Source organism: Nocardioides pelophilus, from assembly GCF_014180685.1.
Classification (GTDB): Bacteria; Actinomycetota; Actinomycetes; order Propionibacteriales; family Nocardioidaceae; genus Nocardioides; species Nocardioides pelophilus.
The window spans coordinates 129,674-154,266 of the sequence record NZ_JACEHF010000001.1; the positions used below are offsets into that span (position 1 = coordinate 129,674).

A 24,593-nucleotide genomic window follows, 5' to 3' on the forward strand; every position below is an offset into this window, starting at 1 on the left:
TTGGTTCTAGCCGCCGAGCGCTTCTTCCAGGGCGCGCAAGAAGCCGGAGTGGCCCTTCAAGCGCGGAAGGATCTGCTTCTCCCGCGGACGCACGGCGTCAATCGCGCCCGTGGCTTGGTGCGCTGCATGCCAGGTATCGACAATGAAGTAGTCAGCCCTCTCTGCAAGGGACTTGAGCGCTTGGGTGGCGACCTCGTCGTGGTTCTCCTTCACGTCACCGACGGAACATAGCTTCGCGAGACGGGCCCTGAGGTGGGTCTCGACGCGGGGCAGAAGCGAGTAAATTCCGACGAGCTTGCCGTCGAGTGCCGACCACACGTCGCGCTCAATCTTCGGCGCCTCAATTTCCTGTGATGGCAACCCGAGGCCGGCGGCGAGCACTTCCACCTCTACCCGTTCTCGGAAGCTCAAGCGTCCGGAGTGCAGTCGGGCACCATCGATCATCAAGACCGCCAGCCCGGTGCGCTTCGAATCAACGGGGCACGGTGAATCGGCCACGAGCTCAAGTACGTTGATGCACCATCCGACCGCGTTGGGTGACGCGATCCGCTGCCAGATCTTGAGGGTTAGGTCGAGCACCTCTTCGTACTCCCCTGCCGAAGGACCCACTTCGAGCCAGGCGGCGAAGAGATCGAGGTAGGCGGAGCGAACCATTTCGCTGAAGTTGTCCTGTTCCGACAACAACGCCAGCACGACCTGACAGAAGTCGTTCGAGGAGCCGCCGGCCAAGATGCGGGCCGACTCCCGGCACAGTAGGTCGATGCATGCCCGCAGTTGATCCGCATTGGTTCCTCCGGACGCTTCGAGCAATGCATCGCACACGGCGGCGAGTTGCTGGGCGTCCAGAGTTCCGAGTTGCGGCCAAGCCTCCGCGTTGTTGCGGGCAACCGCGGCCGCATCCGCCCATCTCACGTCGCCTGCGAGCCTCTTGGCCCATTCGACCCAATCTGCGCAGGAGGCATCAACGAACTGCTCGAGCTCCGCCAGGTCTCTTCTGCCGTGCCTCGTGAGTTCGAGTGCCCCGCGCTTCCCGAGATCACGGACCGCAGCGAGCACGCGTGGCGCGTGCTCTACCTCGCCAGAATCGAGGATGGCCTGCAAGGCAAGTTCGGCATACCTGGCAGTGGGGTCTGTGATGAAGGTCGAGACCACGTCCGCGAGTCGGCCTTCCCGAAACGCCTCAGCAACAGGGTCGGCCACTGGCACAAGGACTGGAGCGTGACCCGGCAGGTCGGCTGGCGTGGCCGTCGCTTCACGCTCGGGTGCGCTGGCGAGCGCTTTCAACCGGTGTCGTTCTTCTGGCTCTTCGGCCCGCTCGAGAATCGAGGTCTGCCACTCGACATCTTCGTCCGCGAGTGCCGCCAAGAAGCACACTCCGCGACCTTCCGGCGTGGAAGGTACGCGCACGGACCGCACTAGCGGCCCGAACTCCCCAAGTACGCCGCGTTCGTTGAAGGCGATGCGGGGGTTCTCGTGCTCTGGTCCGGAGAGTTCCGTCCACCAGACCATTCGCAGCAAAGTCTCCGAAATCGCCCTCGGGCGACGCGTCTGCAGCAGCGCGCTGATATAAGGCATTGCCCGCATCTCGGCCCAGCGCCCGAACGCGGCGAAGTACTCAATTCGCAGGTAACGAAGATTTTCGGCGCTCACATGGCCGTTGAGAACGATCTGGTCGAGCAGACTGCGGGCCGAATCGTCGTCCCGGCGCAGGAGTGCTAACCGGAAGTCGCGAAGGAGTTCACTGTTCGTCGGCTTGATCTCCAAGGCCGTCCACTGGCGCCCTCCGACCGAGGCGACCATGTCTTCGAGTCGCGCCAGCATCTCCGCTGCTCCGTTGGGCCTGTGGTCGACCCGCCGTAGGAACGACGCGCGGACCAGGCCCGTGGACTTCCATGCAGGCGGTAGTTCCGCATTCAGGCGTGATTCGGTGACCGTGTCGACGGACACTACGCCCGGACCGAGGAATGCAACGACCACCTCGCGTCCGCGACGTTGACCTTCGCTGTCCTCGCTGAAGAGGTAGAAGCCGTTCGTCCACGGAAGTACGAGCCACTCGCTCGCCCCCGTTCGGAACCTAGAGACCTGAGACTCGACGAGCCCCTCGATGCGGTCCACGAACGCTCCGAATCGACCGAGGTCGCCGATCAGGTCAGGGAGAGCGGTATCAATCCTCACAGGACACCACCAAACCTGTCGAACGCATCCATGCGCGCTTGCGCTACATACCCCTGATCCGTGCGGAGATCGACGGACTCTTCCCTGACTTGGATGCCATTGAAAGTGATATTCATGCTTCCCGCGAGAGCGAAGTCGTCTCCGGTGAGGGCCTTGGTGTGGAGGTTGTTCGACGTATCAATGGCGATTGTGAACTGGCCCTCCACACGCAGATCTGCGGCCAGCAACTTGAGCCTCTCGAGGAAGCGCGTGTTGTGATCGTCAGTCGTCGTGCCGACGACGATGTGTGCATCCTTCTCAGCAAGAGCCACCAGGATCTCCGCAAGTCGGATTCTTCGCTTGCCGAAGCGAGTCAGCGCGTCGAAGTTCCCCGCGGTGTTGTCGAGTAGTTCCACATCGGAGACCCAAGGCGAGACGAGCCAGAGGCACTTGCTTGGGAAGCAGAGCTCGGCACTGAATAGGCCGGCAAGGAGGTCAGCCGCCTCAGTTGCGCTGGCGCTTTGCGACTTCCGGATGACGCGATTCACCAAGTCTCCCTCAGCGCGAGCCGGGCTTCGGCGAGGGCGCCACGGTCGTGTACGCCGAGCACTTCTGGATAGCACCACAGCGGACCTACCTCGATCGGTGTCGTGTGGAGGTCGATCACGGCGGTTCGAAGTGCTCGCTTGGACGCCGCTGGAACGCGCAGGAGAAGTTCGCCGTGGGCACGAAGGAGCCTATGGGCCTCGGATCTGCTCCCGTCGTTCCAGGCGGTGAACTCGAGACTCTCGACCGGCGAGTGCCAATGTGCGCGGAGCAGCTCGATCGATCCGTCGCCACGTCCGGCGTACGGGTTGAAGCTACGGGTCGAACGTGCAGAGCGGCCCCGAGGCCACAGCACGTTCGCGATTGCACGCGCGCGTTTCATCTCGTCGGGGCTCTCAAGGTGCAGATACGGGTCAACGCTGTCACGGCTAGCCAGGAGAGCAGCCAAAGTCCGAGGCTCGATTTCGAGACCGCTCCGACGTTCGGCGGCGTCACGGGCCTGCAGCCACTCTCTCACCTCTCCCAGGAAGGCCGGATCTGCTCCCGGACCTGCGAGGCGCGTGGAGAGCGCGATCTTCCCAGGGTGCTCCAGCACAAGCCCAGAGCTCTCGAGGGCGGTGTCCAATCCCACGGCGGCACGCCGCACCGCGTCGTGCCCTTCCGGCCAACTGTCGGCCAGGGCAGCTACAGCGCCTTGCACAGACACATCGGTGCAGTCGATCACCGCACGCAGTTGGTCGTCGAGCAGTTCAAGATCGGTGGGACGAAGCACATCGGCCAGTGCCATCGGCAACCGCTCTGGTCCCTCGATCAGATCGACCGCGAGGGCTTCGATCTGACCGGTACCGCCGGGCGACTGCTCTGAGATGTAGAACGTGGCGCTCTCGTGTGGGTCGACATCAATCAGAAGGTCGTCGGCATCGACATGGCCATTGCCGGCAACGAGTGCGTCTAGCAAGGTGTGGGCAGCGCTTAATGTGAAGCGTCGCTCATTCCACGCCAGCCACTCGTCGGAACGCCGAGGGGCGCGGGAACCGATCAGGTGACTGAGCACGCTTCCGAGCACGTCCGCGTCCCCGATCCATGCCGAGAGGGTGCCGGGATTCGCCGGGTCGATCAGACCAAGCACGGTCCCCACTCGCCGCATCTCGTCGGCGAACTGCCGGTCGTCAGGGTGGCCAGCGCTCCAGTCCCACACGGCGGCGAACGCTTCGGCCGCATCCGCCAGACCGCTCCGGTCGAATGTGGACATTTCGTCGGGGAATCCAGGGTCGCTCTCTATAAGTTCGCGCATCCACTCGGCGCGCTCGGCGGGCGTTGGACCGGCGTCAAAGGACGGCAGAGCCACACGACCGTGGAGAGCATCGGCATGAATCTCGACCCCGAGTGCGGCTTGCTCCCAGGACCCGTCACTGCCCGCGCAGAACCGAATTCGCTTCGGGTTGGACTGGCCGTTCAGCCAGAGCACGCCTCGTCCCGATTCCGCGTAACGGACCAGGCGTACACCGCCACCTTGACTGTGCAGGTGGGCAGTAATAGCTGGGAAGAAGCCGCAGGCAGCACCCGCGACTGGCAGGGGTGTCCCCGCCCCAAGAGGTGTTGCGTTGAAGTTCCAATCGGCGCGCATGGACGACGCATCACTGACCTCCGGCGGTACCGACGCCAGAGCGACGCGGCTCGGAGCAAACACGTGTGTGACACGTCCGTCTGTCACAACGTCATCGATGGGAATGCCGCCGAACGTCGCCACGTCGACGAGATGGGTGCCGTCGGTGTCGAGTTCGGGCGGTAGAGCCACCCAATGGCGCTTGTTGGCAGCCCAAACTCCGAAGTGCCGCGAAACATTGCCCGGAAGGAACTCACGAATCGCCCGGAGCGCGGGAAGGTGCTCGACGGTGGTCTCGCCTCGCGCCCAAGGCACCTGGAACTCCACATCCGGGACGAGCAGTTCGTCGAAGAGGTTTCCCGGTACAAACTCACGCAGAGGTGTGCGCGTCCTCACGCCAGAGTCGTCATCAGCAGGTCGTTCGGCGTTCCACTGATCCCGAAGCCTGCGGCGCAGAGTTGGAACAACTGCCGCCAGTAACGGCCGTGGCGCCTCCCAGAGAATCTTGTCGACCGTAACGTCGGCAACCGTCCCGTTTCCGAGAGACAGACTTCGACGAAGGTGGCGGGTCAATGAGGTGCGCTCAGGCCCGTCACGGAGAAGTGCAGCAAGAAGATCGGCCAGCTTTGTTTGCCGTTCCTGTGTCTTCGGCCTCCACCTGGGGTCCTTGGCGAGCAGATCGGCAGGACCCGAACTGTCTGCCCAGGTCGAATTCCGTCCGTACCCCAGCCGCTGCGCGAGCCAGTCGAGCAGGCTGTAGACCGCTTGAATTCGCAGGACGTAGAGGTTCCCCAAGGGCAAAGAACGGGGCGGCACAATGGGGCTGAAGAGCGCATCGTAGGCGTCCCAGGCATCACGATCGCGACCCCAGTCGCTGAGAACCACCACAGTCCATGGCCGCGTAGAAGCGTTTCGTCCCGCGCGACCCTTACGTTGGAGGAACTGCGCGACATCATGCGGAGCCTTGTGCTGAAGTACCGCACCGACGCGGTCGTCATCGAACCCCACTTCCAGGCTGGCGGTCGCAACCACAATCTCCGCGTCTGACGCAACACCAGTGTCCTGAGAACTCGTTCGACCAATGCCCTTCTGCACGTCGCCGTCGATCTCGTGCCCCAGCGTCTCGGCAAGCCACCAGTACTGACCCTCCGGGTCGCGAAGGCTGGGATCCTCCTTCCGGGGTGGCTGAATGGAACTCTGATCATGAGACCGTAAGTGGGCCAACGTGAGTGGGCTCGTGTTCTGCTTCACCTGACCGGGCCATGCCCAGCCTTCCGCGTCGAGCACGTCCCAGTACAAGCGGTTCGTACTGTCGAGCTTGTCCGTGAAGGCGAAGAGGCGGCTACCGAAGATCCCACCTGAGTCGACTGGCGGGTTAAAGGGATTCCCGACCATCGGGTCTAGCGAACGCGACAGAGCCATCGCCGCCTGGATCGTGGTCGAGAGCGTCCCTGTGTTGCCGTGCGGGTTGTGGCGCAGCGCCATCAAGTACTCAGCCCCGGACTCTTCCAGCTCAGAAGGATCCGGTTCGACGACCGAGACGCGACCAGCATCAAGATCAACGAGACGGCCGAAGAACCCCGCTGCGTCCGTAAGGGTTGCCGACAGGCCGGCCCACAGTGGCTCGTAGCCAAGTGCCTTGCGCAAGCGACGAAATAGGTAGGCGTTCTGCGCGCCGGTTGTTCCTTCGTAGGTATGAACCTCGTCCAGCAAGACAGCCCGAAGCCCGCTGTGAACGACGCCGAATGCACGCAGGTTGCCCGGCGAAGACAGTTGTCGGTTGAGCGACTCGGTGGTGCTGAGCATCACTCTGGGTGGGTGCGATCGAGCGGATTCGCGCGTCAGGCGCAAAAGGCTCCCGGGGACCTCGGTGCCACACGCCGTACACCTGAGCAACTCGGTGCCGGTTCGGAGTTCCTGAATCGGCCAAACGAGCGCGCCGTCCTCGCAGTCCTCGTTCGGGCAATGCAAGAACGGGCAGACATAGCCGCCGGCCACTTTGCGCCACGAGTCGGCTCTACCGTCGCGGACGAGTTTGGCCGACGCGGGCGTGGCGCCGAACCATGTCGCGAGGGTAACGGGGCTCGAGTCGCCGCCGATTCCCTGAAGTCGCATTGCGTACGCGACGAGCGCGCGCAACTGGTCCTTTAGCAGCTCGTTGCGCGGATAGAGGGCGAGGGCGAGTACACCCGGTGGGCGACCGGCGTTGTCGCAGATCCAGGCCAGCATCGGCATGTAAAAGGCAAGGGTCTTTCCGCTTCCCGTGCCGGCGGTGACCACGACGCCAGCCGCCTCCCTCGTGCTCAGTGCCTCGAGAACCTGCTGAGTGGACCGCTGCTGGAATGCGGAGACGTGGTGTGGGGTGAGCGCTCGGAGCGCGTCGATGCCCGCGGAGGCGAGTGAGTCACCGACCGCAGTCTCGAAGACAGCCGCGGGAACGTCGCGCCGGGGGCGACGGCGAGGTCGTTGGAGCAAGCGATAGTCGAGGACGAGCGGCCGTCCCGAAAGCACTGCTTCCCCGCGGAACGCCTGCCGTAGCGTCGCCAACAGTCGGACCGTCTCGGCACTTCGTGAGCGATACCCGCCGGACGGCGTCTCGACGACCAGGGCCAACTCCAACATCTCGTCGAGCAGTCGTTCGCCATCTCCGTAAGCACGGAGCACGTCCACCAGTTCGTCGCGATGCCACTGAGCACCGACCGCACCCCAGGCAAGCAGCGCAGCCTCGCGGAGTTCGATCGCAGTCAGCGCCTTCTGGAGCAACTCAGACATCAGCATCATCTACCGGCGAGCCCGCGACGATCCTGAAACGGTCGAGCGCGTTGTGCGACTTCAGCCAATCGATGACATCCGCTGTCATGAGTTCGATCGAGGCACCTCCGCGCGCAACAGCCGAGAGGAACCGTCGTACTGAGTCGGGCTTAAGCGACTCCTCCAGCCTGCGCAACGACACCTCGGCTCGAGTCAGGAGTTCGGCGGACTGCTGCGAAGGAGCCGAACTCTGCGTACGCGCCAACTCTCCGAGCGCCGTTCGCAGCTCCTGTGAGATGCCCGCGATGCCCTCGACCTCGGACAAGGTCTCGGAGAGGCTGAGGAGATCAGTCACGTCTCCAAGCCGATGAGAGGCATAAGCGCTCCACCGCTCCTTTACAGCGATGTGGACATCCCCTCGGAAGCGTTCAAGGGCCTTGATAACGCGGTTCAGAGGACGCGAGTCCAGCGAGGCCGCTGCTTCGGCTAGGTCACGGGCGAGATCTGGGCTTGGGTACTTCCCTTCCCACCCGAACGGCCGCACCACCGAGACGCCCTCGACGAGCACGCGAAACTCGGCGATCAGTCGTTCTAGATCCGTCCTCGCTTCCTCCAAGAGAGCGACTTGGCGCCGCGCCTCGTCGGCATTCTTTGCGAGTTGCACCGCCTCTTCAGCGGAAGCAATCCACGACACCCCTGCTCCGTCTGTCGCCATCACTTGCCCCCCGGTCCAAGAGAATTGGCGAGCGTCGCCAACTCTTCGACTTGTGTCTTCACTTGGGCGCGGAGGGTCGAGACATCTCCGGCGTGACCGCCTCCTCGCTCGGACTCCTTCTTCGTCTCCCCCACGACGTGCTTCACGAACGTCAATGCCTTCGCGAGCCGCTCAAGCTCACGTATTGCGCGCTGGCGATACACCACTGCTCCGATATCCCCATCGCCGATGATCGGTACGTCGTCGAGCGTCGCCCCGGAAATGAGTTCGAGGGCAGCGCGGAAATCCAGCCATTTGTCTTGGGGCCGGAAGAGGCCACCGTCCCTTGCCAGCACACTGACCTCTTCAGCCGCCAACGCGACGGCTGCGGGCGGATGTCCCTCGAGCAGCGAGGTGACGGTTTCGTACGCCTGCTTTGCCGACTCCGCCGCGGGGCTGGTACCGGCGGCCACAGCAGCCACGAGATCCTGGGCAGCCTGAGCCAAAACCGGATCTGCCTTCGAAGCTGCCACTTCGTCGAGTGCCTTCTTCGGGTCAGCCAGGAACTCCCCGATGGCGTCATCGAGGTCGCGCGGGTCGATCAGTTGTGGCTGTCCGGTCTCGCCTTGCCGAACGGCGGCGAACTCACCGACGTACTCCTCCACCTTCAGCGACACAAGGATCCTCGATGCCACCTCATCTGCGCCTGCCCATGCATCGCTTGGCCTCAAGCGAGACTCGTCCGGCGGTTTGAGAACTGCCGATGTCGTGGTGAGCGCCGCTGCGTTCCAGCCGGCAGTCGCCAGTGCAACCACGCGTACGCCGACGGCTTGCCGCGCGAGTCTGGTGCCGCCCGTCAGTTCGAGGAAGCGCGCCCTCACCTTGGACGCCCACTCGTCGAGACGGCTCTCCAACTCAACCAGCAACTGAGTGGGGTCGTAGCCCTCCGGCCACTGCCAAATCGCGCGCGCAGGATCGAAGTGGCCGTGATCGCGGAACCATCGCGCCGCTGCCATAACGCGCATGTCTTCGGCACTCCGCGTGAGCGCGAAGCGAACCGAGTGCGCTCCAGCCACACGACCGCGCGCCCCTTCGATGTCGAACGAGGTCACGTTGAAGATGCTCTCGAGCATCTCCTTCCCCCGGCCCTTGTAGATGTGGACGAGCGACTGGTCTAACTGCAGTCGATCGACCGTGAGCGCACGCAGCGTGCTCCGGTAGAAGTTGACGTCGTCTTCCGGCAGGCCGTCGCCCACCTGCCACTGGAACAACGGGAGGAGCGGGTTCGGGAGGTCAAGTTCCTCTCCTTCCGGCTGGGTCGGCCGGGTGGGCTTCGTCGTAGTTTCGGCGGCCCTTGGTGCGCCGTCGAGATCGAACGCTTCGAGGATCCCCGCCGGCAGTGGCGACTCGTCACCCCAGATGACCAGAGCCCGGTAGTTGCGCTCGGGATCGGACGACGGGTTGGCCGTCACGAGTGCGTCCTTCGCCATGCGGACCTTGAAGTCGAACTGCTGACGTGTCCGCTCGTGCGGAAAGTCGCCCGCGGCGATATGTGCGTCGGCCTCTGGAAGAATCGTCTCGAAGCAAAGTTGCACAACGTCACGTGGAGTGATCGGACGTCCCTCGTTGGCGGCTAGCGCCTCGGCCTCCGAGAATGCTCGGCGGAGCGCCGCGTCGTTGTACGGGTAGAGGCCCACATGACCGAGTCCCTCGATGGCGACGCTGCCGAACGCCGCATGGCACGTGTCACGGACGCGGCAAACCTGCCCCTCCTCTCGGGTGTCGCACGCGTTCACCATCCAACTTGGACCAGCCTTGCGATCCTTGCCGGGCGCCCACAGACTCTGCGTCTCCTCCCGCCCGACGCGAACCAGGTTGAGGTAGCGGCCGATGAATTTGGCAGGGTCAGCGAGTGCGGATCCGCCCACATGGAACTCGTGCTCGACCCGCCCGCGGACGGTGCGCTCCATTCGTCGGTACGGTGCGTCCGTCACTGCGAAGACCACTCGCAACGGGGCGAGTTCGTCACCCGGTTGCGTGACGAACTGGTCGTAGAGCTCGCCGTCGACAAGTCCGAACTGGGCCAAGTCCTCGAAGACGAGCACGAGGTCTCGTCCCTGCGCGCGGAGCGCCTTGCGCGACTCCCGGAAAAGTGAGTCGAGGGTTTCGCCCCCCGTTGATCGCAGGCCGACTGTCCTGGGAAGAGCGGTGCGTAGTGCCTCTTCAAGGAGGTCAATCGCGTCGTCCGGCTGACGTGCGATCACCGCCCACAGTTCGGCTAGTTCGCGGCGCCCAGCCAGGGCAGTGCGGACGCCCCGCGCCTTGATTGGAAGATCGTCCCGAGTGAAGATCTCGTCGTTGTCATCGCGTCGGGATGTTTCATCGAAGTAGGACCGTACCAACTGGCTTAGGCGACCCTCAGGACGCAGCAGCGCCTCCTTGACGAGCGGTATATCGATGAGGTCGGCGAGTCCGTCGCGCCTGCCGCCGGTCTCTTCGTCCTTCGTGCCAAGCATGCTGTTGCGATCCTCGCGCGCCGCCGCTTCGTCAGGGGCCTCGCCGTCGTACGCCGCACGATCATCGAGTGTCCAGTTCAGGGCGATCTGCATCTCGTTGACCAGGCGGTCTTGAAGCTCGCCGGGCCGGACGTTGGAGATCGCATCGTCGACGCGGCTCATGAGGTTGTCGCCCTCGACACCCGGAAGACCCTCGATAATGCGCCGCAGAAGCTCGCGGAGCGTTTGCACCGCTCGAGGGACATACAGAATGTGGAATCTGGGATCGTCCGCGGGCAGGTGCGAGTGCACCCAACGCACGACGTGGCTCTTACCGCTGCCCGAGGGACCGATTACCGCGACAAGCGTGTTCCGCTCAAGGTCGCCGATCCGGCTCATCAAGGCCTCGAGTACTTGTGCCTCTCCGGAGCCGCCTAAACCGACTTCTGCTCCCTTGCGGTGCTCGAGTTCGACCGGCGTGTGCGCGGCGAGAAACACCGCATCCGCGTCCCCCGCCAGCGCACCGATATCGGAGAATACCGTCCGCGCGACACCGTCGGCGCTCCAGCATCGGAACCTCGTCATCGAACTCTCGGCCATTAGGTGCTCCTCACCGTGATCCGTCCGACTTGGCGCGCCGAGGACCCCAATCCGACCGAGATGACGTCCGAGGCGTCATCCGAAGGCTCGAGCGACAGAACACCCATTCTCTCGAGCTTGAGCAGAGCAAGCACCACTCCGGCGGGCAACTCGTCCCATGCCGGACCGCCCTTCGGGAGCGCCGCGAGGAGGGTCGGTGAGCCCAGTAACGGCAGGCGCTCCCGCAATGCCGAGAGCCAATCGCGAGCGCTTCCCGAGGCGGGAAGCGACTCGAGTTGATCGGCGATCGCCGTCGTCGCGTCGGGGACGACCACCTTCGCGGCGCCGGTATCCGAGCGCCGAGCGAGGCCAAGTGCAACCGCCCAGCGCAGGAACGGGCGCCACTGGTCACTCCTGGACACCGCGTCGAAGGCGAGCGCTTCCACCAACGGCTCAGGCCCCAGGCCCCAGTCCGTCTGAAGGGGGCTTAGCGGATTGAGTTGTAGGAACCACGTCAGGCCGAGAACCAGGTCGGGCGCCTTCCCCTCCGACTCCAACTCACGCTTTCCATGCTCCGCGATACGGCGAAGCAGTTCGCCGCGGAACCATGGCCACCGATCGCCCGCCGCCTTCAGGCCATTCGCGAGGTCGGTGTCAACCTTCCATGGGGAGGACGAACTCTCCCGCCCGATGATGCCGAGGCCGTCACCGATCGCGAGAGACGCAACGAGGACGGCACCCGCCTCGTCGGACGAGGTGCCGCCCGTTCGCAGCAACTGAAGCGATCGTCGCAGGTCCTCCTCTGCGCGGCCCTCAGCGAATGCGCTGAGGTAGCGGCAGATCACGAACAGGCCGACCGCACTCGCAGTCGCTTGGCCTCGTAGGTAATCCACATTCAGCTCCTCGGCAGAAGTTCGAGGGCCGTCGCAGCGGCCAGCGAAGGAATGTCCTTGCCGACCGATCGACCGCCGATCGTGATCGCGTTGGGCACCATCAGTACGTCGACCAACGGATGGCCATCTCGATCCGGTCGGACGGCCTCGCGGCGGGCTAGCCACTGGCGGGAGACCTGCTGACCCCGGGCGAAATAGGAGAAACTCGATACAGGCGTCAGGTCCAGCGGCGAGAGCGGGGCAGCGTCGAAGAAGGTCGCCTCCCCCTGCCGGCCCTTAACAGGCCCAGAAAGGCCCCCGAAGTGTCGTACGCCGAGCATTGCCAGACCGGCCCCGATCCGCAACGCGAGATCATCCTCTTCCTGCTGATGCGTCACCAAGGCACATCCGTTGACACCGCGAGCTGCACTCGCGAATGTCTCCAAATCCCGGAGGTCGCTCGGGGAAACCGCCCATTGTTGATCAGGCGCTGGCGGCGGGTCAGCGTAAGGGGCCACGCCACGGCGTCGGCACTCCGGGCACCTGCCGCAGTCCCCAACCGGTTCCATGAACTCCAAGCGACTGCCCCACCGTTGCTGCAACTCCTCCTCGGGGGCATACGCCGCCGCGATGCATCCGCAAGCGCCAACCTTCAAACGCGACACGTCGCGAATCCGGTCCAGCGACCTTGACGAGCGACTCATCTCTCGGAGTTGCCATGGACGCCAGACGTCTTCCCAGAAAGAAGGCGTTCCCAGCCGAGCGGCGATTCGGCTCACTGCAGTCCAGTCAGAGACGTCGACGTCGTCCTTGTTGGCCAACTCTTGGATGTCCTCAATGTCGAACTGCTCCCGCCTCAGTTCACCAAGTTCGATAAGGCCCTGGATTACCTGTGCATTCCACCGCCGGTTGAAGTCGCCTCGTCCGACCGAGCCACGCGCGCCCTCGAGGTCCATGAACGTTCGATCCCTGAGGAGCCTCTTGTGATTCCAGAGATCATCCCACCGCTTATGGGCGATCGCCGGCGACAGGACCTTGACGCCGAGACTTTCGGCTTCGGCGTCATCCCCGGGTCCTGAGAGCAGGTAGGCCGCGCATGCGGCGCCGTCTCGCCCACCCCGGCCAAGCTCTTGGTACCAGCGGTCGACGGTCTCCGGAAGACACGCGTGAACAACCGAGCGAATGTGCGGATAGTCGATCCCGAGTCCAAAGGCTGACGTGGCGACGACGAGATCGATACCACTCGGGGCGCCAGGCGTCGCCCGGATGCCCTGGAGAACGGAAGAACGCTCAGCCGCGGTGCTTCTACCGGTGACCACCGCAATCCGCGAGTACCCCACCGCACGCAGATCGAGCAGCCATTCCTCGGCCTTCTCGGGCTTGGTCACATAGAGAACTGCGGGCCGAGCGCAGTGAGCCAGGGTGTCGAGAACGCGTTCAGCCCGCTCCTCCAACTCGGTCGAATGGGCGATCCAGATGTCAGGTTCGCTTCGGAGGGCGTTCGCGACGACTGGACTGCAAGGCCCGGGGTCGCCGAAGAGGGAGATGAGGTCAGACATTTCCGCACTACCCAGGGTGGCGCTGAGGAGCAACGTGACCGGCCGAGCGTGACCAGCCTTTTCGGCACACTGAAGCAGATCGCGTCTCAGGTCGGACAGCGTTCGGAACTCGGGCCTGAAGAACCGACCCCATTGCGTTACCAGATGGGCCTCATCGATGACGAAGCCTTGCAGGCGACCAATCGAGGCAGCGTCCAGAAGTGTTTGTCGCAGGGCACGGGTCATCGACTCCGGAGATGTCACCAGCAGTGGTTGTTGGCCGTTGGCGATCCGAGTCTTGAACGCGCTTCTCGTCGACTCGTCTGTACTAGCTGTCCACGCGAAGTGGAGCGATTCCGGGTTGACCCGCTTGTTGCGACGTGCGAAGTGGTCTCGGAATCGGCGCTGGAAGTCGTACGCAAGCGCCACGGTGGGCACCACGATCACCGTGAGTCCGGTCCTCACCCGATCTGAGAGACAGAGCGCGATCTCCGTCTTCCCAGACCCGGTGGGAAGCATGGCGATCACCGTCGAGCCTTCCGGGGTCGACATCACCGCCCGACAAGCTGCCCGCTGCCCGGGCGTCTGGTAAGTGGGGAATCCGGTGCTGTGCTCGAAGAAGGGGTCCGCGCTCAGGGGCTCCGCATGGAAGCGATTCCCCTCTGTCGTCCCTGCCAATGCCGCCGTGTCGGGCACGACCCCGTCGCATTCGAGCCACTTCGGCAACCAGGGATTGGCTATCCACATCCCATCACCCCGTTCGCGGAGCCCAACACGCTCTGCCGCCTGGCGGATCGAGTCTGAGAAGTCCTTGGCCAGGCCAACCGGGACATCGCGCCCATCACGCAGCGACCACCTGCGAAGCAGTTGGCGCAGAAGCACCGCGCGATCGAGGGGGCTCGCAGATGAGTCACTGAGGGCACCGCTTAGCCGGCTGTGCAGATCGTCTTGGAACGACAACGGGGATTCGCCGCGGCGCAGGTACTCGATGACATCTGCTTCTTCGTCCACTAGAACTTCTCCTCGGGCCACGACACGCATGCGCCGCATGCCACCAAGCGCATCGATGGGTTCCGAATCCCCGCAGCGATCGCCTGCGCGGCGTCGCGCTCCAAGCGAAGTTCCTCCTGCGCCGCTCGACGCTCCGATCCGCTCGGCAGACGTCGCGCCCGTGCCTCGAGAATCGCGAGTCTTCGGACTGCGTCTTGCTCCGCGGTCTCCAAGCCACTTCGCAGAGCGGATTCGAGTTCAGGAGATGTTCGGACCTCCTCCCAAGCGGCGTTGGCGCTCTCCTCGCAGAGGCGCGACCAATCCGGCAACTCCTCAAGCACGGGTTCCCAGATCTTCCCGCGCAGTACCTCATCCCGATCGGGGTCAAAGGGAAGGCTCAGTACCGTCTCGACGAGGTCACTCGGCGCAGCCCCAAATGCATCGGTCCAAGTCTCGAGCCGCATGGGCTGAAGGTGGGCTTCCCCTCGGCGGGAGAGTCGACGCCGGCTCGGACCCCCATTGACGGCTGACTGAGCTGCATCAAACTCCACTAGGAACTCGCAGTGCAGCCAAAGCGATGGGGAACCAAGGCCCGGTACCGGTCGGACCACTGCCGAAGCGCGCCCACGCTCGTCGGCCACCAAGTAGTGCTGGAGCCAATCCACGAGCGGATCGCCGATTCGAAACGGCGATACGTTTGGGTGCTCCAACGCAACTGCGCGATGAAATGCCTTCGGCTGAAGGAGTCGCTCGAGCGTCCCGGCTTCATCCGCTGCGAGGCCGACACCTCGAGCGCTGCCGAACCGGAGTACTCCTGCGTGGGACTCGGCGGGTCTCAGCGCCAACGAGCCCGTACCCGTGGTGAGCCTCCGAACGGCTCCCCTCAGGTTGTCGGGTTCCGCCTCGTACTGAAGGAGATCTTCGAAAGCCTGTGCGCCGAAGACAGTCGCCGCCTCCACAGACTCCAACTCCTCCAGCAGATCGATGTTGTCGCGCTCGATCTCCAACTCCTCGCGCTGGTGCGCAACGTCGATCTGCAGCGCCTCAACGCCCTTGTTGAGCAGGTTCTCGAGTACGGCGGCTAGCACGGCGGACAACAACCTCTGTACGGTGGATACAGACGACTGGAAGACTCCGATGCCGCGATCGAGAAGGTGGATGTGTGCGGAGACCCAGTCGCTGGTCGGTTCCGTGAAGACCACGACCTCTGCCGGTTCAGGACGCACTGCGTACCTATCCAGGCGACCGATGCGCTGATCCAGTCGGTTGACATCAAGCGGAAGATCCAAGTTGATCAACACTTCTGCGCCCTGAAGATTGCGTCCCTCCTCCATAGATGTGTCAGCTATGAGGATTGCTCCGCCGCACTCTCCAAGGAAGTCTGCGACCGCATGATCTCGATCTTCGGGCGTCATGGAGTGATAGTGATGGTGGACCTTGTGTTCAGCGACCCCGTCCTGAACCATCTCGTCGAACCGATCGAGGACAGCCGGAAAACTCGAAGCAACGATGACCCTGCGGCCGTCACGGACGCGCTGCCAAACAACCTCGGTTGCGATCATCAAACGGCACTCGACGCCTGCCATTTCCAGGCGAGCGATCGTCATCTCGAACAGGACCCGATCGTCCTCGTGGACGGGACGCTTGAGGAACTCTCGCAGCACCATCGGCCCGGCGAGAGCATGAAGGACTGTCCTCGCGAAGACGTCGGAATCGGAGTCGCTGAGACGACGGCGGTATGCCTCCAAGAATTCGTCCACAACGGGTCGCGCAGGATCTGCTACCTCAATGAACGTTGGCACTCTCCCCGCGACGGCGTATGAGTCGGTGAGCTCGCTGGTCCGTCGATGACGGATCATCCTGCGACTGATCCGGTAGATCTCCCGCACATAGTCGGCGAGCTCGGTCCATGCCGATGCATGAGGGTCGCCCGAATCCCGACAGTTGGCAGCCAGTGCTTGGACATTGTCATCGTCGGGAAAGTCAGACACCACACTTTCAAGCACGGCCAACTTCTGCCTGAAACTGGCGCGACGCGTCGCGAGGACCTGAACGTCTCCAGCGCTTCGCTCGCGCTCCTCGAGTCGCCTTCGAAACGAGGCCGAGGTGGTGTCGGCGAAAGCGACCGGATCAACCAGAGCCAGGAGCCTCCGGAAGGTCTCGAGATCGCCGCGCATCGGGGTCGCCGATAGCGCCATTAAACCGTCAACGCGGCGAAACTCGCGTTCGAGTTCCGTATCGACTCCAACGTGATCAAGGAGGTTGTGTGCCTCGTCAATCACAATCAAGTTGTAATGGCGAAGTCCATCGGTGCGTCGGATCGCGAGGGCTTGGGCTGACGAGTGGGGAGCGATCGTCAATTGCGGCCCCTGCAACGCTTCCCCAAGTCCGAGGCGGTCACGCAACTCAGAGGTCCACTGGCCTCGCAAACTGTCCGGGCAGAGCACAAGGATGCGCGCCGTCGGGTCGTCGATCAGCAACTGACGTACAACGATCCCAGCCTCGATGGTCTTCCCAAGTCCCACTTCGTCAGCGAGGAGATAGCGCATCACCGGATCAGCCAGGACTCGTGCGGCTGTATCGACCTGATGCTGGAACAGGTTGATCGGTGCCGAAATCGCGGCTGAGAGTCCGCGAGCGACCTGTCGCTGCCGGACGAGTTCGGACAGCAGGGCAGATCGCGCTTCGTAGTACGTGGGAGTCTCGGCCAAACCGTGCGCAATCGCTGCTGCCGGATTGTCCAGCGGTTGGGCCCACCGGATGACGAACTGGTCCTGATACAGAAGGAGCCGTTGTGGATGTCCCACCAGCGAGACGTGGTAACGCTGGGCGGATGCAGCAGCATCGACGACGCCTGCGTGCCAACCGTAGGGCTTCCCGCGAACCCATACTCGCGTCCCAACCGGGATCGGTTTGTCGACGACATCCTCACGCGACACGAGCCGCTCGAGTTCCGCGACCTCGGGGACATCTACGTACGAGAACACGAGGGCACCGTCGCGGGCGCCCTTACAGTAGCCCAGCCCGAACTCGGGTCGGGACCTAGCGCGCAGCCACCTTCCAACGAAGTGAGAGGCGGGCATCATCGGCCCGCCCCTCACCCGGCGTTCCCGCCTCGGGACCTTCCGGAGCGGACCGCTTCACCGACGTTACGTGTGCGCCCTCGACCCATGCGTTCAGACTAACGATGGGAACCGACACTTCGGGCGAAGTTCGACTCAGCTCAGTCTGCTCAGTCGCGGGTCGGGCGACCTTATGTCGGCCACGTGCTGCCCCAACCAGGCAGTTACCGCTGCCCGAATCTCTCTTGGCGATCAGGCCTCCACGCCAACGTCGGCGTAGGCGTACTTCTCGAGCCAGCGCTGAGCCTCGGCCGGGTCGCCGGTCTGTGGGGCACAGTGGGCGTTGCCTCGGCGGCCGCCTCGAGGTAGCCCAGGACCTTGCCGGCGCCGAGCTCGCTCACCAGCCTGGTCACCCGCAGGTCGCCGGGTTCGATAGTCAAACTGAGCTTCACGCGGGCGAGCAGGTCGGCCTCGTCGACGTCGGCGCGCGGGACGCTCATTCCAGCCCTCCCCACAGAACCTCGAGGTCGGGTTCGTGGATAACGTCGATGCGCCTGCTCGGGTCGTATGCGGCGGGCGCCGGTACGACAAGGCGGCGAAGCTGACGCTCGGTGACGCTCTGCTGCGTGGTGGTGTTGTCCTGCTGGTCCATCGACGTGTCCTCCTCAGCGGCCTGGAGCCGACCGGTCGGTGCTGGGCTGGGTCCGCGGGACGTCCCGCTGCGCGTTCTGGCCAGGCGGCTTCGGCACGAACGACTCGTCGAGCTCGCTGGCGACCTCGCGCATCTGCGCCTGGTGGCGCTCCCACTCCCTGGGGTGCAGGCCGTTCTGCAGGGCAGAGGCGACGATGGCGGCCATGGAGTAGGGTCGGTCGACGGGCACCTGGTCGAGCGCGCACCAGGCCTTCGCTCCGTCCCCGCGCAACCAGCTTGCGAAGCCGAGCATCGATGCCGGGGCGGCCCGAACCTCCTCGGGAGCGCGGCGGGTCAGGTCCCTCCACAGCGCGATGTGTGATGCGGTGTTCTGGGTGCTCATGTCCTCCCAGAGCGCGTCGCGGGTGCTGATCGTCTCCAGGGCCACGAGCATCCGGGCGCCGTCGACGTCGGAGAGGCGGTTGCCGTCGGCGTGGAACTGCTCGAGACGGTCCAGTGCCCAGTCGCGCTCGGCGCTGGGTGTGCTCGCGGCCGCTTCTTTCCGGGCCGTCTCGAGGACCTGGGCGATCGGCTCACGGTCCCCGACCAGCGAGGCCGATAGGGATTCCCGGCTGGCCGCCGGCTGCACGGAGCCGGTGAGGACCGTCTTCGCGGCGATCCGCTCGGCTGCTTCCTGGGTCTGCAGACCGGTGGCACCGGTGTTGAACTCCCTCCAGCGCTCACCGTCGGCCCACAGCCGAAGGTGGGAGGTGATGCCGACTGTCTCCAGCCGGTTGGACAGGTGCTGGCTGGCGAGCTCAGCGTTGCGGCGGTCCTGGGTGATGCAGACGATGCCAACGCAGGAACCGGGCAGGGCATGCCGGCCGTAGGGGCCGCTGAGGGCGTCCCAGACCTCCTCGCGATCGGCGGCGGTCCGGGGCAGGTCGACGCGGGTGATCGGCAGCCCGGGCCGGAAGGGCACCAGCACGATCGACTCCTCGGGCTTGAAGCCGAGGACGTGCGGCACCGCGGCGAGCAGCTCGTCCGGGGACTGGACGACGAGATCCATCGGAGCGAACCTCCTCAGCTGGCCTGGGCCGCGTGCGGGCCGCGGTCGATGCGCGCGGAGACGTACTTGAGCGAGAGGCCGACCTCGCCGAAGCGGTTGTCGACGACCACCACGTCCTTGGTGCGCTTCTCGCCGGTCTCCTTGTCCGGCCAGCTCTCGGTGCGCTCGAGGCCGTGGACGAAGATCGGGTCACCGGATCCGCAGCTGTCGTGCACGTGGGTGGCGGCCGAGCCGAAGATCTTGACGTTGTGGGCGGTGGGCTCGTCGCTGACCCACTCCCCCTGGTCGTTCTGGATCCGGCGGTTGACCAGGACGCGGCAGGTGACGAACGGCTTGCTCTCCCGGGTGTGGTGCAGCTCCGGTGCCTCGGCCAGGTTGCCGGCGAAGGTGACGGTGGTGGACATGGCTTCCTCCTAGGTGACTGCGAGACGTTGATCGGTCCCGCAGTCACCTAGGTGTCATCCAGGCCCGGCAGCGATCACATCGGGCGAGGTAGTTTCCACCGCTCGAGCCCGGCTGGCGGCGCAGCGGGCCAGGGCACGCAGACGCGCCCCGACCGGCTCTCGGGACCGGATCGGGGCGCTGGGAAGCACGCTCGGACCAGGTGCCGACCCAAACTGCCGGCGTCGTCCTCGCTTGCTACCGGGCAGGCCGGCGGCGCGGCGGTCGGTTGCTGAGCTTCTGCGGTGGCGGCGGCAGCTCGCGGCCCAGGCGCCGGCGGGCCTCCTCGGCCGCGACGATCACTGCCTCCTGGGCGAACGCCGAGCGGGCGAGCATCCGGCCGAGCTCCTGACGGTCGGCCACGAGCGCGTCTTCGACCGCCTCGATGGTCGAGGCGGGCAGGTCGTGCTTCTTGTTGAAGCTCTTGCGGGTCACGCTGACCAGGGCGGGATGCTTCTCGCCCGCGGCCGCGAGCTCGGCCCGCTGCTGTGGTGATCGCTGGGCGTGGAGCTCGAGCGCCTTGGCGAGCCAGCCGACGAACGAGCCGGGTGAGTCGGCGTCGGTGTCCAGGTCTGCGAGGTAGGCCGATCGTGCGAGGTCCCACACGCCGGGTTTCCAGTAGATCCCGACCGGGATCGTGGTCTGGCTCGTCACCTGATCACACCCGTGGTCTCCTCCGCCGGCGTCGAGCTGCAGCGGCTAACACCGACGCCGCTGCATTCCCGGTCGGGGCCCTGCGCAGCCGTTCCCACCCTCGCTCGATTCCTCTCCGTTCCAGCCAGCTACGAGGTGCAGCTGCGCCTCGCCGCCGCAGCGGAGTCCGCGCGCCCCGTGAGGCCGGGTTTTCCCCACCCTCGCCGGGTGCCCACCTTTCCACAGGTCCGCCCTGTGGCCCGGTAGGCGCCGACCCCCACTGGGAGACTTTGTCCTGTCAGTTCTTTCTATTCTACTCATGGAGGACAGCCGCATGACCGACACCATCCAGACCCCCGCCGACACCACCACCGTCGAGGCCTCCGAGGCCGTCCAGGCTGAGGAGTTCCTGTACCTCGACCCCGCCGCGATCATCATCGGCACGAACGTCCGGACCGACCTGCGCCCCGACCACAAGGAGTTCCGCCAGTCGATCAAGGAGCGCGGCGTGCTGGAGGCCGTCACGGTCTACCGCAACGAGGACGGCCAGTACGTCCTGCTGCGCGGGCAGCGCCGGACCGTCACCGCCGCCGAGGTCGGCACCCCCACCGGGTTGATCCCGGCCCGCGTCGTCCCCCAGCCCGCCGACGCCGACCGGATCGGGGACCAGATGGTCGAGAACCTCCACCGCGCCGGGATGCGCGAGGCTGAGATCGTCGCGGGCGTGGAGCAGCTGGCCCTGCTCGGCGTGAGCGCCGCGCAGATCGCCAAGCGCACCAGCATCGACCGCCCGACCGTGAACGCCGCCCTGGTGGTCACCAAGGCCGACCAGAGCCGCAACCGGCTCGACTCCGGTGACCTGACGTTGGAGGAGGCCGCGATCTTCGCCGAGTTCGAACACGACCCCGAGGCCGTCGAGCGCCTGGAGAATGCCAAGCGGTGGCGTCGCTCGCTCGCGCACGAGGCCCAGCGGCTGCGCGACGAGGCCGCCGAGCGCGAGGCCGACGCCGCCGAGGCCGAGCGACTGCGCGCCGAGGGTCTGCCGGTGCTGAGCGCCGAGGAGGTCGCGGAGGCCGACGAGGTGCTGCGCATCGAGCGGCTGGTCACCGAGGACGGCGAGTCGCTGCCCGAGGAGGATTGGCCCAACGTTCCCGGCGCTCGCGTCCAGGTCGTCAAGGAGTGGGTCTACCCCGAGGACGAGTACGACGAGGAGCACGAGGACGACAGCGACGAGGAGCACGAGGACGACGAGCCGGGCGAGCCCTACCAGCAGTACGTGCCGGTGTGGGTCGTCACCGACCTCGCCGCGTCCGGCCTGCGTCGTCGCGGCGGCGGGTCCGGCAGCACCGCCAGCGCGGACGAGAGCGGCGAGAGTGAGGAGGAGGCCGAGGCCCGCCGCGAGGAGCGCCGCCGCGTGATCGCCAACAACAAGGCCTGGGCGAGCGCGGAGACGGTGCGCCGCGAGTGGCTGGCCACGTTCGTGGCCCGCAAGACCGCCCCGAAGGGTGCCGAGGCCCTGATCTGCGAGGCCGTCGTGACCGGCCACCACTCGCTGAGCAAGGCCATGGACCACCGGCACCCGATGCTCTTCACGCTGCTCGGGATCGACGTCCCGACCGGCTACTACGGCGCGGGGTACGAGGAGTGCCACAAGATCGCGACCAAGGCGAGCACGCCGAAGGCCGCGACCATGACCACCCTCGCCGCGATCGTCGCCGCGTGGGAGGCCACAACCGGCAAGCACTCGTGGCGCAACCCGACCGCGTGGGACGCCCGCGTGCTCGGCGCGCTCGTGGAGTGGGGCTACCAGCCCAGCGAGGTCGAGCGGATCCTGCTCGGCGAGGAGCCGCAGCCGAGCACCGAGGACGACAGCGACGACGACGCCGACGAGGCCAGCGACAGCGCCGCCTGATCGGCTCCTCTCCCCCACCCACCTGAGGGCGGTTCTTCCTGTGGAGAACCGCCCTCAGTGGAATAGAAACCATAGAATGGACTCAGTTCGTTTGATCCGCTACCCGGGAGGACCCCGACATGTCACACGAGATCGAGACCCACGGCACGCAGGCCGCAGCCGTCTTCGCCCGCAAGGACGCCTGGCACCGCCTGGGCACCACCGTCCGCGACCGCGCGTTCACCGCAGAGGAAGCCATGAGGCTCGGCCACCTGGGCGGCTGGGACGTCCGCAAGTTGCCGCTCACCACCGCCGAGGTCAGCGAGGGCGGCGTCACCCCGATCGAGGTCCCCGGCTTCGCCACGGTGCGCACCAACCCGTTCACCGGAGCACCGGAGGCGCTCGGCGTCGTAGGCGGCGGCTACACCCCGCTGGAGAACGAGGACCACGCCGAGTTCCTGAACCTGCTGGCCGACGAGTCGGGCGCGATCTTCGACACCGCCGGGTCACTGCGCGGCGGGCGGCAGGTGTTCATCACCATGCAGCTGCCGAACTCGCTCACGGTTGGCGGTACCGACCGCGTCGACCTCAACATCGCCGCGCTCAACAGCCACGACGGCACCAGCGCGTTCCGCATCCTCGTCACCCCCGTCCGCGTCGTCTGCGCGAACACTCAGAGCGCGGCGCTGCGCAACCACGAGTCGTCGTTCTCGATCCGGCACACCCGCAACGCCAAGGCCGCCGTGCAGGCCGCCCGCGACGCGCTCGGGCTGACCTTCACCTACGTCGACGCGTTCCAGGTCGAGGCCGAGCGGCTGATCCAGCAGACCATGACCGACGCCGCGTTCGACGCCCTGATCGACGCCACGTTCGGCAAGGCCGAGGGCAACGCCACCAAGCGAGTCCGCGAGACCGAGCGCCGTCGCCGCTCCCGGCTGCACTGGCTGTTCGCCGACGCCGACACCCAGGCCGGCATCCGCGACACCGCGTGGGCCGGCTACCAGGCCGTGGCTGAGTACGTCGACCACTACGCCCCGGTCCGCACCAAGGGTGACGAGCACACCGCCCGCGCCACGCGCGTGCTCACCAGCGACGACCCCGACCGGATCAAGCGCCGCGCCTGGACCGCGCTCGCTCCGGCCTGACCGTTCCGCCAGTTCCTCCGGTGGCGAGCTGAGACCCCGAGTCCGGCCCGCCACCGGCCCAGCCGACGGAGGAGCCATGACCGACACGACCACCCACGCCAGCGCCGCCCCGACGACGCTCGATAGCACGCCGGTGGAGTGGCACACCGCAGACGCCGACGACCGCTGGCCGGGTCGCTGGACCGCGCACACCGCCAGCGTCCACGCTCATGGGCGCACGTACCTGATCCGGATCACGCCCGGCGACCACGCGACCTACCTCGCCCCGGGGTTCTACGCCGACATCGACGGCGGCTACGGGCAGCACTGGGCGATCAACACCCGCACGCTCGACGAGGCCAAGCGCCGCGCAGTCGAGGACGTCCTGCGATGAGCCAGCTGACCGCCACGCCCGCCGACGTCGAGGCCAGCGCCGCCAAGGACCGGCACGCGCTCAGCGAGACGGCCTGCGACCTGATCGTCATCGAGCACCGGCTGCGCGACGTACGCCGCTGGACCCCCGAGACCGCCCGCGCCCACCTGGACGCGGCCCTGTCCAGCGTCGCCACGGCGCTGGACGCCCTGCACGCCGAGCACACCCACCGCACCACCGAACAGGAGCAGTCATGACCAACGACGCAGCTTCAACCACGACGGTGATCAGCGAGCGCGACCAGCGCCGCATCCGAGCCGCCATGTCCGCGATGCCCTACGCCGCCACCGAGCGGGTACCCAAGCCGTGGGTCGCCATGGGCGATGCCGTCGACGCCGATGCCGTCGTGGCCTTCCTCCACGGGCTCGCGGGAGTCCTGGGCGAGGTCGCCGCCGAGAACGACAAGCACCGGCGCCGCCTGTTCTCCCTCGACGCCGACGTGGAGGCGTTCCGCCGCATCATCGGCACCGCGCCCGCCGAGGTGACCCCATGAGCGCGCACATCGAGTGGCTGGCCGCTCGGGAGACCAGCGTCCAGGTGTTCACTCCCGGCGAGGACTGGGTTGGTGCCGGTGAGCATCGTCAGCCGGTCCTCACCCTCGCCGGTGACGACGTGGTGGCGATTCAGGGCACGCCCGCCGAGTTGCGGGCGCTGGCCGCCCGGATCACCGCCGTGGCGACCGCCGCATCCGGGCGGCTCGACCTCGCCGCCCGGGAGGACCAGCCCGCATGAGCGACGACGCCACCCTGCGCGCTCTGGAGGCACGCGCCACCTCCGGCCCCTGGACTCCGGACGGCGACAAGATCCGCGCCACCGCCGCCGACGCCCTGCTGCCCGACACCATCGTGGTGGCCTACTACACCGGGCACGACCACCGGCTTGGCCTCAAGACCACCGGCCATGCCGCCGACGTCGAGTTCATCGCCGCCGCCCGTGACGCGCTCCCCGACCGTCTCGACCGACTCGACCGCATCCGCGATCTTCACGCCAAGTGGGGCGAGCAGTCGCCCGAGGACGCTGACGGCTACCTCGACCTGTGGGAGACGCTCGGTCGCCTCCTCGACGGCGAGCCCGCCTGACCGCC

19 protein-coding genes are annotated in these 24,593 nt (G+C 66.0%); 7 read left to right on the forward strand and 12 right to left on the reverse strand.

Going from position 1 to position 24,593, the window contains the following annotated elements; translation table 11 throughout:
• Window positions 1-6: 6 nt before the first annotated feature.
• The 12 genes from dpdD to H0488_RS00675 all read right to left on the reverse strand — a co-directional run bounded on the left by dpdD (window position 7) and on the right by H0488_RS00675 (window position 20,082).
• A complete protein-coding gene (gene dpdD, locus H0488_RS00620; RefSeq protein WP_183097374.1) occupies window positions 7-2,115 on the reverse strand; it encodes a protein DpdD in 2,109 nt (702 codons plus the stop codon).
• Window positions 2,116-2,171: 56 nt separating this feature from the next.
• On the reverse strand, window positions 2,172-2,702 hold the full coding sequence (dpdK, locus tag H0488_RS00625) for a phospholipase D-like domain-containing protein DpdK (RefSeq protein ID WP_183097375.1): 531 nt from the start codon (window positions 2,700-2,702) through the stop codon (window positions 2,172-2,174).
• Window positions 2,699-7,078 (reverse strand): protein DpdJ, encoded by a 4,380-nt coding sequence (gene dpdJ / locus H0488_RS00630; protein ID WP_183097376.1) that lies wholly within the window; start codon window positions 7,076-7,078, stop codon window positions 2,699-2,701. The genes dpdK and dpdJ overlap by 4 nt, the downstream gene beginning before the upstream one ends.
• Window positions 7,071-7,751 carry a hypothetical protein gene (locus tag H0488_RS00635; RefSeq protein WP_183097377.1) on the reverse strand — a complete coding sequence of 227 codons (681 nt, stop codon included), beginning with the start codon at window positions 7,749-7,751 and terminating at the stop codon, window positions 7,071-7,073. Before H0488_RS00635 ends, dpdJ begins: the two co-directional genes overlap by 8 nt.
• Window positions 7,752-7,771: 20 nt before the next feature.
• The gene (locus tag H0488_RS00640; RefSeq protein WP_183097378.1) at window positions 7,772-10,846 is read right to left on the reverse strand and encodes an ATP-binding protein; all 3,075 of its coding nucleotides are present in this window, start codon (window positions 10,844-10,846) and stop codon (window positions 7,772-7,774) included.
• A complete protein-coding gene (locus tag H0488_RS00645; protein ID WP_183097379.1) occupies window positions 10,846-11,718 on the reverse strand; it encodes a hypothetical protein in 873 nt (290 codons plus the stop codon). The genes H0488_RS00640 and H0488_RS00645 overlap by 1 nt, the downstream gene beginning before the upstream one ends.
• 2 nt (window positions 11,719-11,720) lie before the next feature.
• Window positions 11,721-14,246: a protein DpdF gene (gene dpdF, locus H0488_RS00650; protein ID WP_183097380.1), complete on the reverse strand. Its 2,526-nt coding sequence runs from the start codon at window positions 14,244-14,246 to the stop codon at window positions 11,721-11,723.
• Window positions 14,246-17,311: a protein DpdE gene (gene dpdE / locus H0488_RS00655; RefSeq protein ID WP_312856159.1), complete on the reverse strand. Its 3,066-nt coding sequence runs from the start codon at window positions 17,309-17,311 to the stop codon at window positions 14,246-14,248. The genes dpdF and dpdE overlap by 1 nt, the downstream gene beginning before the upstream one ends.
• 472 nt (window positions 17,312-17,783) lie before the next feature.
• Complete coding sequence (locus H0488_RS00660) at window positions 17,784-17,939, reverse strand: hypothetical protein (protein WP_183097382.1); 156 nt, start codon at window positions 17,937-17,939, stop codon at window positions 17,784-17,786.
• 13 nt (window positions 17,940-17,952) lie between these two features.
• Window positions 17,953-18,987, reverse strand: a complete 1,035-nt coding sequence (locus tag H0488_RS00665) for a DUF4192 domain-containing protein (RefSeq protein ID WP_183097383.1) — start codon at window positions 18,985-18,987, stop codon at window positions 17,953-17,955.
• Between the two features lie 14 nt (window positions 18,988-19,001).
• Window positions 19,002-19,391 carry a single-stranded DNA-binding protein gene (locus tag H0488_RS00670; protein WP_183097384.1) on the reverse strand — a complete coding sequence of 130 codons (390 nt, stop codon included), beginning with the start codon at window positions 19,389-19,391 and terminating at the stop codon, window positions 19,002-19,004.
• A gap of 235 nt (window positions 19,392-19,626) precedes the next feature.
• Window positions 19,627-20,082 carry a hypothetical protein gene (locus H0488_RS00675; RefSeq protein ID WP_183097385.1) on the reverse strand — a complete coding sequence of 152 codons (456 nt, stop codon included), beginning with the start codon at window positions 20,080-20,082 and terminating at the stop codon, window positions 19,627-19,629.
• A gap of 313 nt (window positions 20,083-20,395) precedes the next feature.
• Between H0488_RS00675 and H0488_RS00680 the strand changes: the two genes are divergently transcribed.
• From H0488_RS00680 to H0488_RS00710, 7 genes are all read left to right on the forward strand, one after another.
• On the forward strand, window positions 20,396-21,973 hold the full coding sequence (locus tag H0488_RS00680) for a ParB/RepB/Spo0J family partition protein (RefSeq protein ID WP_183097386.1): 1,578 nt from the start codon (window positions 20,396-20,398) through the stop codon (window positions 21,971-21,973).
• 119 nt (window positions 21,974-22,092) lie between these two features.
• On the forward strand, window positions 22,093-23,097 hold the full coding sequence (locus H0488_RS00685; RefSeq protein ID WP_183097387.1) for a DUF932 domain-containing protein: 1,005 nt from the start codon (window positions 22,093-22,095) through the stop codon (window positions 23,095-23,097).
• Window positions 23,098-23,173: 76 nt separating this feature from the next.
• Window positions 23,174-23,470 (forward strand): hypothetical protein, encoded by a 297-nt coding sequence (locus H0488_RS00690; RefSeq protein WP_183097388.1) that lies wholly within the window; start codon window positions 23,174-23,176, stop codon window positions 23,468-23,470.
• The gene (locus H0488_RS00695; RefSeq protein WP_183097389.1) at window positions 23,467-23,706 is read left to right on the forward strand and encodes a hypothetical protein; all 240 of its coding nucleotides are present in this window, start codon (window positions 23,467-23,469) and stop codon (window positions 23,704-23,706) included. The genes H0488_RS00690 and H0488_RS00695 overlap by 4 nt, the downstream gene beginning before the upstream one ends.
• Complete coding sequence (locus H0488_RS00700) at window positions 23,703-24,002, forward strand: hypothetical protein (protein ID WP_183097390.1); 300 nt, start codon at window positions 23,703-23,705, stop codon at window positions 24,000-24,002. Before H0488_RS00695 ends, H0488_RS00700 begins: the two co-directional genes overlap by 4 nt.
• Window positions 23,999-24,241 carry a hypothetical protein gene (locus tag H0488_RS00705; RefSeq protein WP_010832688.1) on the forward strand — a complete coding sequence of 81 codons (243 nt, stop codon included), beginning with the start codon at window positions 23,999-24,001 and terminating at the stop codon, window positions 24,239-24,241. Before H0488_RS00700 ends, H0488_RS00705 begins: the two co-directional genes overlap by 4 nt.
• Window positions 24,238-24,588 carry a hypothetical protein gene (locus tag H0488_RS00710; protein ID WP_183097391.1) on the forward strand — a complete coding sequence of 117 codons (351 nt, stop codon included), beginning with the start codon at window positions 24,238-24,240 and terminating at the stop codon, window positions 24,586-24,588. The genes H0488_RS00705 and H0488_RS00710 overlap by 4 nt, the downstream gene beginning before the upstream one ends.
• Window positions 24,589-24,593: the final 5 nt, after the last annotated feature.